The sequence below is a fragment of the Photobacterium sp. 53610 genome (genome assembly GCF_036409375.1).
Taxonomy (GTDB): Bacteria; Pseudomonadota; Gammaproteobacteria; order Enterobacterales; family Vibrionaceae; genus Photobacterium.
Window position 1 is genome coordinate 795,482 of record NZ_JAXOFS010000001.1, and the last position, 12,292, is coordinate 807,773.

14 protein-coding genes are annotated in these 12,292 nt (G+C 49.6%); 5 read left to right on the forward strand and 9 right to left on the reverse strand.

The window, feature by feature from the left end:
• Window positions 1–203 precede the first annotated feature (203 nt).
• On the forward strand, window positions 204–497 hold the full coding sequence (locus SPK40_RS03750; protein ID WP_248140219.1) for a hypothetical protein: 294 nt from the start codon (window positions 204–206) through the stop codon (window positions 495–497).
• A gap of 183 nt (window positions 498–680) precedes the next feature.
• Window positions 681–1,328 (forward strand): thiopurine S-methyltransferase, encoded by a 648-nt coding sequence (locus SPK40_RS03755; RefSeq protein WP_330959479.1) that lies wholly within the window; start codon window positions 681–683, stop codon window positions 1,326–1,328.
• Between the two features lie 53 nt (window positions 1,329–1,381).
• On the opposite strand, the gene SPK40_RS03760 is transcribed toward SPK40_RS03755, so the two are convergent.
• Entirely contained in the window at window positions 1,382–1,780 is a 399-nt protein-coding gene (locus tag SPK40_RS03760) for a DUF3179 domain-containing (seleno)protein (RefSeq protein WP_330959480.1), read from the reverse strand.
• A 124-nt stretch (window positions 1,781–1,904) separates the two neighbouring features.
• On the opposite strand from SPK40_RS03760, the gene acnA reads away from it, so the two are divergent.
• Both acnA and SPK40_RS03770 read left to right on the forward strand, forming a co-directional pair.
• Complete coding sequence (gene acnA, locus SPK40_RS03765; protein WP_330959481.1) at window positions 1,905–4,571, forward strand: aconitate hydratase AcnA; 2,667 nt, start codon at window positions 1,905–1,907, stop codon at window positions 4,569–4,571.
• Between the two features lie 162 nt (window positions 4,572–4,733).
• Window positions 4,734–5,135, forward strand: coding sequence for a hypothetical protein (locus tag SPK40_RS03770; protein ID WP_248140228.1), 402 nt, complete (start codon window positions 4,734–4,736; stop codon window positions 5,133–5,135).
• Window positions 5,136–5,196: 61 nt separating this feature from the next.
• On the opposite strand, the gene SPK40_RS03775 is transcribed toward SPK40_RS03770, so the two are convergent.
• From SPK40_RS03775 to SPK40_RS03805, 7 genes are all read right to left on the reverse strand, one after another.
• On the reverse strand, window positions 5,197–6,105 hold the full coding sequence (locus tag SPK40_RS03775) for a DMT family transporter (protein WP_248140230.1): 909 nt from the start codon (window positions 6,103–6,105) through the stop codon (window positions 5,197–5,199).
• Between the two features lie 172 nt (window positions 6,106–6,277).
• A complete protein-coding gene (gene cdd / locus SPK40_RS03780; RefSeq protein WP_330959482.1) occupies window positions 6,278–7,165 on the reverse strand; it encodes a cytidine deaminase in 888 nt (295 codons plus the stop codon).
• 242 nt (window positions 7,166–7,407) lie between these two features.
• Window positions 7,408–8,085, reverse strand: coding sequence for a CidB/LrgB family autolysis modulator (locus SPK40_RS03785; RefSeq protein ID WP_248140234.1), 678 nt, complete (start codon window positions 8,083–8,085; stop codon window positions 7,408–7,410).
• Window positions 8,085–8,462, reverse strand: coding sequence for a CidA/LrgA family protein (locus SPK40_RS03790; protein ID WP_330959483.1), 378 nt, complete (start codon window positions 8,460–8,462; stop codon window positions 8,085–8,087). Before SPK40_RS03790 ends, SPK40_RS03785 begins: the two co-directional genes overlap by 1 nt.
• A 63-nt stretch (window positions 8,463–8,525) precedes the next feature.
• Window positions 8,526–9,068: a winged helix-turn-helix domain-containing protein gene (locus tag SPK40_RS03795; protein ID WP_330959484.1), complete on the reverse strand. Its 543-nt coding sequence runs from the start codon at window positions 9,066–9,068 to the stop codon at window positions 8,526–8,528.
• A gap of 305 nt (window positions 9,069–9,373) precedes the next feature.
• Window positions 9,374–10,795: an exodeoxyribonuclease I gene (gene sbcB, locus SPK40_RS03800; RefSeq protein ID WP_330959485.1), complete on the reverse strand. Its 1,422-nt coding sequence runs from the start codon at window positions 10,793–10,795 to the stop codon at window positions 9,374–9,376.
• Window positions 10,796–11,015: 220 nt separating this feature from the next.
• Window positions 11,016–11,333, reverse strand: coding sequence for a hypothetical protein (locus SPK40_RS03805; RefSeq protein WP_330959486.1), 318 nt, complete (start codon window positions 11,331–11,333; stop codon window positions 11,016–11,018).
• 70 nt (window positions 11,334–11,403) lie between these two features.
• On the opposite strand from SPK40_RS03805, the gene SPK40_RS03810 reads away from it, so the two are divergent.
• Window positions 11,404–11,691, forward strand: a complete 288-nt coding sequence (locus tag SPK40_RS03810; RefSeq protein ID WP_330959487.1) for a helix-turn-helix domain-containing protein — start codon at window positions 11,404–11,406, stop codon at window positions 11,689–11,691.
• Here SPK40_RS03810 and SPK40_RS03815 read toward each other — a convergent pair.
• Window positions 11,688–12,206 (reverse strand): hypothetical protein, encoded by a 519-nt coding sequence (locus SPK40_RS03815; RefSeq protein ID WP_330959488.1) that lies wholly within the window; start codon window positions 12,204–12,206, stop codon window positions 11,688–11,690. The two genes, SPK40_RS03810 and SPK40_RS03815, sit on opposite strands and share 4 nt — an antisense overlap.
• Window positions 12,207–12,292: the final 86 nt, after the last annotated feature.

Consider the following 12,292-nt stretch of genomic DNA (forward strand, 5'->3'; position numbering starts at 1 on the left):
ACAGAGATGTCATTAATTTCATACAAAAGTGAACAAAGGGTTATGGAATCTTTGGGACTTGATGTGCTTTTTGATTGATTCATTACGAATATGCTCAATGATGTCTGATTTGTGTTAGCAATAGCCAAAATCATGCTCGGATGTCTTGATTTCAGGCCTATTGAACAGTAGTATCCGCACCTCTTTTTTGTGAGGTGGTGAAGATGAGCAGATTTGAGTGCCTTGAGAGAATTGTCGAAGAATACCGCAAGAAGGTTCGTGACTCAGAATTTAATAAGCAGAACGACAGTGAAGTTGCGAAAGTCCTGGTTTTACTTGTAGGAAATTCAATGTTCAGCCTGGCAGATGAATTTGCAGAGTGGGTTAACCGTGGTGGCGATCGCAGCTATGGCGGTAAGTTTTTTGTGTCAAAGCAACTGATGACTTTGCTTGAGCCGGTGACTTTCCGTGGTGTGACTGTCCGTCGTGACTCCATTAAGTTGTTCCGCGTCGGTTGATACCAGACTCGCACACAGACAATCAGTCATCACGATTTGGTGATTGTGAAAAAGGATGCTCAGGCGTCCTTTTTTTGTACCCTCGTTTGTACCCTCGGCTGAATCGAATCTGGCTGGATCTCCTGTCAGAAATATGGTCTGATACCGCCCAGTTGTAACAATCAGTACTGAGAGAAGTCGCCAATGGATGCAGAATTCTGGCATAACCGCTGGGCCGAGAACCGGATTGGTTTTCACCTGAACGAGACCAACCCTGTTTTACCACTGTATTGGCCGCGCCTGGAACTGAACCGGGAAGATGCCGTGTTTGTACCGATGTGCGGGAAATCTCTGGATCTGAGCTGGCTGGCTGAACAGCACAATCAGGTGATTGGGGTTGAGCTGAGTGAAATTGCGGTTCGTGCATATTTTTCAGAGCATCTGTATTTGCCGACGGTAACGATGCTTGGGAATGGGCACACGTTGTACGAGTTTGATGAAGTCAGTATTTATTGTGGCGATTATTTTACGGCGCCTGTCGCGCCGGTGGATGCGGCGTATGATCGTGCTGCGCTCATCGCGATGCCAGAAGAAATGCGCCAGTTGTATGTTCAGCGATTGCTTTCTGTGGTTAAACCCGGCGGAAAAATTATGCTGGTCACCCTGGATTATGTTCAGGAGGAGATGGCAGGACCGCCATTCAGCGTATCTGCTGATGCTGTGAAATCACTGTTCCATGGTTGTGAGATTGTTCACCTTGGCCGTCAGGATGCAGATGAATCACACCCGCGTATTCAGCAGGGACTCAGCCGCTTTGCGGAAGAGGTCTGGTTCATTCAGACACCTGCCTGATCCGAACACAGAAAAGCAGCGCCCGGCGCTGCTTTTTCATATCAAACATGATGTTATAAACGGTTGACGTCTGTCTGAGGAAAGAAATCAGACCAAATAATCCAGTAGGCACCGGCTTTGACGGTTTCGACACGGGCAAGTCTGCCGGATTCGGTTTCACCGAAGCAGTTGATGTCCTGAATGTATTTCCCCGTGTGGTTGTAGAAAACTCCCAGGCTTTCATAGGTTTCATCAAAGTGCAGGACAATGTCCTGTGCACCAATCACCACATTGATCGGAGCTTGATGCTGACAGACAAAGCACTCCGTGTAAGCGACATAATCCTCACCGACATTCAGTCCCCATATTTTTTCTTTACCGGGTAATCGCGTGTCTTTGTATTCAACCGTCGGGAATGTTGGTTCGTCGTAATAAGCCTGATAGGAAATGGCAAGTTTGAAAATGAACGCCATGATGGGGTCATGTTTGATGAGATCAAGATGATTGCGCGGAGGATGCAAGCTGTATTACTAACCAGACATCGTTGTCATTCTTCCTATCCCGTCTATAGTCACTGTAAAAAGACGGAGGTGAGTGATGGAAGCAGCAAACCGGGTCGACAGTTTTCATAGTAAGCAGACACTGGAAGTTGATGGAAAGCGCTATCAGTATTTCAGTCTGGCGGCGCTGAGTCCTCTAGGAGATGTGGATCGTTTGCCGTATTCGCTCAAAGTGCTGCTTGAGAACCTGCTGCGATTTGAGGATGGTGACACGGTCACGAAAGATGATATTGAAGCCGTTATTGCATGGCTGGAAAACAAAGCTTCTGACCGGGAGATTCAGTATCGTCCGGCCCGTGTTCTCATGCAGGATTTTACCGGTGTCCCTGCGGTCGTGGATCTGGCTGCAATGCGGGATGCCATGGCCAAAGCCGGTAAAGATCCGGAACAAATTAATCCCCAGTCTGCCGTTGATTTAGTCATCGACCATTCGGTTATGGTTGATACCTATGCTTCTGAGCAAGCTTTTTCTCAGAATGTCGCACTGGAAATGCAGCGAAATCATGAGCGTTATCAGTTCCTTCGCTGGGGGCAGCAGGCGTTTTCTGATTTTCGTGTTGTGCCTCCCGGTACCGGAATCTGCCACCAGGTCAATCTGGAATATCTGGGGCAGACCGTCTGGCAGGAAGACGATTCTCTGTTTCCGGATACGCTGGTCGGAACGGACTCGCACACCACGATGATTAACGGTCTGGGCGTGCTGGGCTGGGGTGTCGGCGGGATTGAAGCGGAGGCTGCAATGCTGGGGCAGCCCATTTCCATGCTGATCCCTGAAGTGATTGGCTTTCGGCTCAGCGGCCAGCTCAACCCGGGGGTGACAGCGACGGATCTGGTGCTGACTGTCACCGACATGCTGCGTAAAAAAGGTGTTGTGGGTAAGTTTGTTGAATTTTACGGACCTGGCCTCGATGGCTTGCCGCTGGCCGATCGCGCGACAATTGCGAACATGGCACCCGAATATGGTGCAACCTGTGGTTTCTTCCCGGTTGATCAGGAAACGCTCAACTATCTGCGCTTGTCTGGCCGCGACGAGCACCTGATCAGTAAAGTCGAGGCATATACTAAAGCCAATGGTTTGTGGCGTGATTCCGGTGATCCCGAGCCGGATTATACGGATACCCTGACGCTGGACTTAGCGGATGTGGTTTCCAGCCTGGCCGGTCCGAAACGTCCGCAGGATCGTGTGGCACTTCCTGACATGGATTCAGCCATGACGGATCTGCTGTCACTGAACGGGTTACAGCCTGAGCTGACGGTTCCGGTAAATACGGAGCGTGAGGCTTTTTCGCTGAAACATGGCGATGTTGTGATTGCTGCAATTACCTCCTGCACCAATACTTCCAATCCCAGCGTGATGATGGCGGCCGGTCTGCTGGCCAAAAAAGCGGTTCAAAAAGGTCTGAAACGCAAACCCTGGGTAAAGAGCTCACTGGCGCCCGGTTCGAAAGTTGTGACCCGGTATCTTGCTGCGTCTGGTTTGCAGCCTTATCTGGATGAACTGGGATTTCAGCTGGTGGGATATGGCTGCACAACCTGTATCGGTAACTCAGGCCCATTGCTGGCACCCATTGAAACCGCAATACAGGATAATCATCTGACAGTTTCCTCAGTCCTGTCCGGAAACCGAAACTTTGAGGGTCGGGTGCATCCGCTGGTGAAAGCCAACTGGCTGGCTTCTCCGCCACTGGTCGTGGCCTTTGCGCTGGCAGGGACGACCCGCATCGATATGACGGACATGCCGCTGGGCGAGGATTTAAATGGCGACCCGGTGTTTCTGCAAGATGTGTGGCCATCGCAGGAAGAGTTAGCCACAGTCATGAAATCGGTCACGAATCACCTGTTCAGGCAGGAATATGCCGACATCTTCTCCGGAGATGAACACTGGCAGCAGATTCAGGTGGATTCGGGGAAAACGTATCCGTGGCAATCAGATTCAACCTATGTCCGGCTGCCGCCATTCTTTGAAACGATTACTCAGCCGGTTCAGCCGCTGGAAGATATTCACAACGCGGCGATTCTGGCGGTATTTGGTGACTCGATCACCACTGACCACATATCTCCGGCCGGAAGTATTCAACCCGACAGTCCCGCGGGTCAGTATCTGCAGGCGCAGGGCATTCGTCCTGCAGATTTTAATTCTTATGGTTCCCGGCGCGGGAATCATGAGGTGATGATGCGGGGAACCTTTGCCAACATCCGTATCAAAAACCGGATGCTGGGGGGGCAGGAAGGCGGGAATACGATTTTCCAGCCTACCGGTGAAACCATGTCGATTTACGATGCCGCCATGCAATATCAGGCGAAGGATGTGCCGTTGGTGATTTTCGCCGGGAAAGAATACGGGACGGGCTCCAGCCGTGACTGGGCCGCAAAAGGAACGCGCTTGCTGGGTGTCAAAGCCGTCCTGGCCGAAAGTTTTGAAAGGATTCATCGCTCGAATCTGGTGGGCATGGGGGTGATTCCGGTTGAATTACCTGATGGCTTGCTCGACACACTGAACCTGACCGGCACGGAGCAGGTGAGTCTCAAAGGGATTGATGCACTGTCTCCGGGAGCATCGCTTTCCCTTGAAGTGGTGAACACGCAGGGAGAGATTCAGTGTTATCCGGTTCGCGCCCGGGTGGATACACAGACAGAAATGGCGTATCTGAAAGCCGGCGGTATCCTGCATTACGTATTGAGAAACCTGATCGATGCCGATTGATTGACGAAGTAATTTGATGAGTAATTGACAGATTCTATGTCAATTATTTGTCATAAGTATGGTGACAGGTTCGTATTGTTGAGAAATTACAGATAAAGTAGAACAACAGTATTCAAAATAGCTCTGTAAATCAGAGTGCTTTCAAAATAAACGGACAGTAACATGAAGAAGTCTTTGATTGGTTTGTTATTGTGCGGACTGTCTGCGTCCGCTGTTGCATCACAATCTGCGGGTATTTTTCTGGGGTCACCGATGAGTGGCGTGCAGTATAAGCAGAATGATCTGCGTTTCTCTCTGGGTTTAGACGATTTTGGCGTGGCCGTCGATAAAACCTTTAACCTGGGAGCGCTGACCCAAAACCCGCAGCTCAACATGGGTTATACCTTTGTCGGGGCGCAGTTCGTTGATGATCACCACGATAAGTTTGGTATCCGTTCTGGTGTTGGTCTGGAAATCCCGGTCAACCAGTTTGAATTGTATGGTGAAGTCGGTCCGACGCTCTACATGGTTGAAGATGTCGATGTGGAGCTTGAAGCCGCGATGGGCGTCCGGGTACGTTTCTGATTGACGGTTGAACTGATTCAAAAGAAAAAAGCTGGCTTATATGCCAGCTTTTTTGATCCGGTCAGGATGCATTCCTGATGGTTGCGGATTGCAACATCGGTTTGCGTCTTTCCCACTGAGTGACGAAGGCAACTGAGGCAATAATAATGGTTGCCCCTAACCACAGACGTCCCGGCGGTACCCAGCCAAATACCATAAATCCGGCCAGGACATTCAGAGGCAGTTTGGCATGATCAAACGGCTGGACGAATGAAGCGTCAGCTACAGCGTAAGCTTTGGCAATGGCCCAGTTGGCCAGCGCAGTGAAAACACCGGCTCCCAGCAGAAGTAACCAGGTTTCCCGGCCTTCAGGCATGGTGAAATCCGGCACGGCCAGAAACAGGTTAAAGGGGGTAATCAGCAGCAACAGGTAAACGACCATGGTGCTCGGGGAGTCATGGTGAGACATCTTCTTCACCATTAATGAATAGCTTGCCCAGAAAAATGCCGCACCCACCGGCAATAATGATGCCCAGTTAAAATTGTCGGACCAGGGCTCCAGAATGATCATTGCGCCACAAAACCCAGCCAGCGTCGCAACCCAGCGGACAAAGCCGACTTTTTCTTTCAGCAGTAAACCTGAACCGACGGTGGCAAAAAGGGGAGACGTCATCAGTAATGCAATGCCCTGCCAGATGGGCACCGGATATGCGAGTGCCCAGAGCCACAGCTGAATACCAATCACAGACAGGAAAACCCGGAAACAGTGCATGCCAAAATGTTGGGTTTTCAGCGACTGACGCAGCCCGATACTGTACAGCCAGGGCAGCATGACAATCAGCGCGATAAAGTACTGGATCAGACCGACAGTTGTTGAAGGCAAATGAAAAACTACACTCAGGTATTGCGCCATGCTGTTGACCACAGCAAAGGCTGATCCTGCGGTTAACATCCAGCAGGCACCCTGAATTGGATTGTGTCGATGCGTCATAAGTATTGTTCAAGTCAAAAATAATCTGGAATCATACTCTGATGACTGCATAGCACCAAATATTTATTCATAAAAAAAGCCGACAAAACAAGCGGCTTTGACGGCTACAAGGAAAGTCGTGAGGGAATGAATTGCTGAATCCGTTTCAGCCAGTTTCCCTGTTTTTATCGGGTCAGATTGCTGCGTATGACAGCTGGATATCCGGGTGAAAGCTTTCCAGCGTGTTTTGTGTATCAGCCAGCAGACTGACTAAAGAACTCTTCTGCTCAACCAATGCGGCTTCAGCAATGTCTGACAGCGAATAATTCGCCATATTCATATCGATCATCGCCACCTGTAACGGCGGAAGACTTGGGTTGAATGCCGCGTTTTCGGCATACATGCCTGTAAAGATCCGGCCATCTTTGGCTTTCAGTGCGACACCGGCAAAGTTTTTACTGTAAGGCGCGTGAGACTTATCTGCAGCCTGACAAGCGGCCTGAAGGAGTGCATCGTCTGAATCCAGGCTCAGACCTTTTGAATGGTCTGACAACAGCAAATCGGTGATGCCCAAATCAGCAGGTCCGAAGGATTCCGGTAAGTACGTCTGCAATGCTTTTGGTGTGCGCTCAGGTAACTGAACCATGAGGCTTTGTGCCGTGCTGAGTTCATTCATAAACTGGCGGCAGTGGCCGCAAGGCGAGTAATTTACGGTGATATCAGTGATACCCGTTTCGCCTTTCAGCCACGCGTGACTGATGGCCGATTGTTCCGCATGGACCGTCTGAGACATCGACGTCCCTTCAAACTCCATATTTGCACCAAAGTAAAGTCTGCCGGAGTTGCCGCGTGCAATCGCGCCGACATAGAAATTCGACAGGCTGGCAATGGAATAGGCAGCAGCAACTTTCAGCAGCTGAATACGCAGGTCTGCATCTGACAGCTGAGTCACAGTCATCAGGTGTTCAAATTCTTCTTTGCTCAGAGTGGCGTCAAAGCCTGGAGCAGTCATGACAGGCTTCAGCGCCTGTGACAGTTCGAGCGGGAGTTGGCCTAAAGCGTCCATAACTTCAGCGCGCATAGTGATTCTCCTATGTGAATTCACTAAAGCATTCTAGAGCAGTCAAGAATAATTATTGTGATCATGGTCACTATTGATCCTGGGTTATTTCATTCTTATTGCATTTTAGTGAGTGTTATCACAGGTTTTGTGAGAAATGTGTCTGAATTTCAATGCAGTAAAGATCGCATAAGTGTGCATCTTTCCTATGGGAGCAGATGCACACAGCGTTTGTGATATTTCTTCCGGGAATGTGTGAAGAATTATTGAAAAACAGATAACAGCAACGGGTAGATGACCGGGGCGAGCACTGCCGTAATCACACCACACAAGACCAGAGCCAGAGAGCTGAATGCGCCGTCTTTGTAGTTTTCCTCGGCAGCTTTGGCCGTTCCTAACGCATGCGCCACTGTCCCCATACTTAAGCCTTTTGCCATCGGATGGGTGATGCGGGCAAGTTTGAACAGCGGGTAACCTAAAACGGCGCCAAAGACACCTGCGATCAGTACCATGACCGCGGCCAGTGAAGGAACTCCGCCAATCTGCTGAGCCACGGCCATGGCGATGGGTGTTGTGACCGATTTTGGCAAAATACTGGCGGTCAGCTGTAAATCGGCGCCCAGTGCCAGCGCGATTGCTGTGCCGGCCAGCATGGACAGAACGCTGCCGCACACACATGCCGTCACAATCACTTTCCAGCGGCTGCGGATTTGAGGCAACTGTTCATATAGCGGGAATGCCAGCGCAACCACCGCTGGTTCCAGCAGATAATGAATCCAGCGGTTGTCTGCAAAGTAGGTTTCATAAGGCACGTTGAGGACCAGCAGCAGCGGAATAATAACCACCAGACAGATCAGCAACGGGTTGAGCACCGGATGCTGAAAACGCTTCGACAACAGACGGGCCAGCCAGAATACGATCAGAGTGACGAACAACCACATCAATCCGACTCCTTACGTTGTACATACCAGCCGACAAACAACAGGACAATCAGGCTGCTGCCGAGGGTGCTGAGCAGCACGGGCAGGGCGTTGGTCTGAAGCAGATCCAGATAATTCATGAGTCCGACCCCGACAGGGACGAACAGAATTGCCATATGGCGGATAAACAGATGACATCCGGGCTTGGCCCAGTTCGGTGGAAGCAGTCCGGCAGAAAGTGCCGCAAAAAGAAACAACATGCCAAGAATGCTGCCCGGAATGGGGATCTGTGTGAGAGATTGGAATCCTTTCCCGGCCATCAGAAAAATGGCAATGATTGCAAATGAACGCAAGTAGCTCATATACACGAGGATGAAGATGAATGGTGTCGCAATCATACAAAAAAGGTGGGATCTAAACCACAATTCTTTGAGGTCTGCACTTGATCCAACACAAACGGCTTACATATTCGACACGATCACCATAGCCACACCTGCCGCTGCCAGCAAAATGACAGATAACTTATGCATCAGGCTGTGCCTGACAATATGTTCTGTTGCCGAGACTTTCGGGCGACTTGTTTTCACGGCATTTTGGGGAGGATGCCGTGGCGGTTTGGGAGGTAAAGCCGTTGGTTGCTGAAAACGGTGGATATGACGGCAGGTTTCTTTAGGTAAGGGGACCCGGAAACCATAATGAGGCAGCACTTCAATCGGGATTGCCATCATGCCATTCACCGTGAGCTTACGCCTGACGGAATTAAAGACAGAGGCCAGATCAATCTGCTGGACTTGTGAGAGTGAATCCTGAGGCAGAAAGGTTTTATCAGACAGGACTTTATGACTGATGACTTCCCCCGCAAAATAACACAAGGTTTCCAGAAGACGTGATTCGTGCAGGGTCAGGGCTGTCTCTGACTTATCCGGCCAGACAAGCAGCCGCAGATCCGGTTCGAAATCGACCCGGTTAAACCGGTAACAGCGGGTGAGGGATTCAGTTGCCATAACAATCTCTTCTGCCAAACTATTGCCCGAACAGACTCCTTAACCAGTCTGGCAATATACACCATGGGAGAACCTGCGGGGCTGAGCCGTCATCGCATTCCTGTGTTCCGTGACAGACAACACCAGCTGCAGGTCGTCGCGACCTTTTTTAAGTGTTAATGCCCTTCACATGAAGTTCAAACTTCAGGGGATGAAAAGTGTCTGAAAAAAGAAACCCCGGGCACAGAGATGTCCGGGGCCTTGAAAATAGCGGAGAAGATCAGACGCTTACCTTAATGAGCTGCGTCTGCTATCGTGCAGAGTCTTTACACCAGACTGCCCACGTATTCGTACACAGATTTCAGAATTTTCATCTTCCGCTCGTCACTCTGGTGCTCCATCGCGATTGCTTCCAGGTTTTGCATGTAGGCTGGCAGCTTCGATTCGAAGTAATCCTGACAATGGTACTTCCACTGTTGCTGTTCCTGATGATCCAGAGTCAGCGGGAAGTTTCGCGCCCGGTAACGAAACAGGAGCGGCTTCATCCGTTTGTCATCGACTTGCAACGCCAGCTTGCCTAACTCTTCCGGGGCGGTTTCACGAATAATGTCCATCGCTGATTTGTCTGCCGCCGAGAAGAACCCGCTGTACAACTGGGTATCAACATTGTCGCTCGGTGCAAACTCTCTGTCCTGACTGAACACTGTGAGCAGTTTTTCACGGATCTGCGGTTGCGCCTTCAGCGCTTTCAGGTTGACCAGACATTGCTCCCGGTCGATTCCCAGGCGGTCTGCATCGTCAGCCGTCAGTGTTTTTGCAGGCGCCAGCACAGGGCACTTATTGATATGTACCAGCTTCAGCGGCACCGGCAGTTCATCCGGGCCTAAATCAGCACGTTTGGTGTACAGACGCTCGCGCAGGCTGTCGGCATCCAGCTCAAACAACGGCGCCGGGTCCATCGCCAGATTTACACAGATGACGGCATTCTTGTTATCCGGATGCCACGCCATGGGCACAATCCAGCTGGTGTTGCCGCATTCAGAGCCGAACATGCCTGAAATATGAACCAGCGGTGTCATCTCCACGATATCAATGAGTTCCTGTAACTTGCGTTTATGGCGCAGGTTGAACAGATAACTGAACAACTTTGGCTGACTGGTTTTCACTTTCTTCGCCAGTTCAATCGTCGCGTAAACGTCCGCCATGGCATCGTGCGCATTGCTGTGCTCAATGCCGTTCGCGACAGACAGATCTTCCAGCTTAAAACTCGGGAAGCCGTCTTCATTGGTCGGCCAGTTCAGACCGTCCGGACGCAGCGCATAGCAGGTACGCATGATATCCAGCATATCCCAGCGCGAGTTGCCGCTCTGCCAGCTCCAGGCATAAGGATCGTAGAAGTTGCGGTACAGGGTATAGCGCGTGACTTCATCATCAAACCGCACATTGTTGTAGCCAATCACACAGGTATTCGGCTTAGATAACTCTGCATGGATGCGGGCAATGAACTCGTGTTCCGGCAGACCTTTTTCCATGGCTTCCTGCGGTGTGATACCGGTAATCAGACAGGCTTCCGGAGAAGGCAGGTAATCGCTGGGCGGCTGGCAGTAAATCACCAGCGGCTCACCAATCACATTCAAATCCATGTCGGTTCTCACCCCGGCAAACTGGCAGGGCCTGTCTGTCGCCGGGCTGGCACCGAACGTTTCGTAGTCCAGCCAAAACAATGTTGGCATATTTGTATCATTCATCGTTGTTTCCTGAAGCCGCTGAATTCATCGTAACTGTTTGTTCTCTCAGAGGCTTTTCTGTGCTGTGCAGTTTCTCTGCACAGTCGTTCATTCCAGAGCAATCTCGGATTGGGTTTGCATTTGTGTCCAAACTGCGTCCAAAATTTTGCTCTGTGTGTCCAAATCGAACGCTTTCATGATTGTTCAATGAGGGCATGTTCAAGGATGACACCTGACGATTTCAGACTGCCGAATCAACGGAAACAGCCTGTAAATCAAGATAGGTAAGTATCCCGCAACTCCCCTGAAGGAGGCAAGGCGGATACATCAAATCATGACGGAATTGCGGGAATCGGGGAGCAATTCTGCAATGACGAGGGGCGGTGGGAGGGAAATCGTGGTTCTGGAGGATGATTCTGTCTGTATTTTCCAGCAACGGATCTGTCTGAATGATTGGAAAAGCAAGTTCAATCAACAAATGAAAGATAGGGAACATTCCAGACTGTTTAAATTCCTGTGGGCAAGACTGGCTATGACCTATTTCGATTTCTTCAGGCATAGCCGCTTAGGCTTCTCTTCATTTGGATCAATTGAAGATCCTCCGATAAACCTTATAGGATGATTCAAAAATGGAAAAAAATGCTCAAATCGGGCAGATCGACGCTCGTCTGATGCAAGCTGCACGCCTGGTACCGCAACAGGTTGGACAGGTAAAGCTCAGTAAAACACAGCTATTTGTATTACGATCTTTAAGAGCTAGTGAAAATGTAACTGCAGAACAAGTCGCAGCTAGGTGCGGACTGTCAAAAAGTTGGGCTAGTACCCTCTTGAAGCGTATAAACGAAAAAGGGTACTTGGTTCGCGAAAGCTATAGTAAAGATAGTGGCGGGATTGGGTTTATCTATACTCAGCGTTAGTACTTATGGCCATGATATTGGATGTTCATGCCATTAGTATCTACATAGTCAATGCTGAAAGAAATGAGATTCATGTTGAAGTTTGGCTCTTGTTTGTTAGCTTCTACAAGCTTCCTAAATGTTGGAGCGGCGAAATAGAAGCCAATAGCAGATGATGTTAGGAAAGTGAAAAATGCCACTTCAGAATAGTGACCAATCAAAAAAACGAATGCAAGAAACACGCTGTAAAATGCAGTTTTAGTCATTTTGTCAGCAATTGAAGTTTCAGTTAATGCCTGAACGATTTCAGGTGATGTATTGCTTTCTTCAACAAGAATATGGAACAAAGCTAGGATAAAAAACAAAGGAAGGGCAATAGAGAATAGGATGGTGCTTATGGTAAGCATTTTCGACTCTGAAAGCTGCACATAACCACTTAAAAGTACTAAGAAGTATGAAGCAGAAAACCCTAGCATTCCTGAGTATAACCACTTGAGATGCCTTAACGTATTGGTATTAAAGTTGTTGTTAGACATAGCAATCCATGATGTTGTTAAATTGATGTAATGTTATCATGATGTAACTGGCATTGCACAAGAATAGGTTCTTCCTGGGTTCAGTG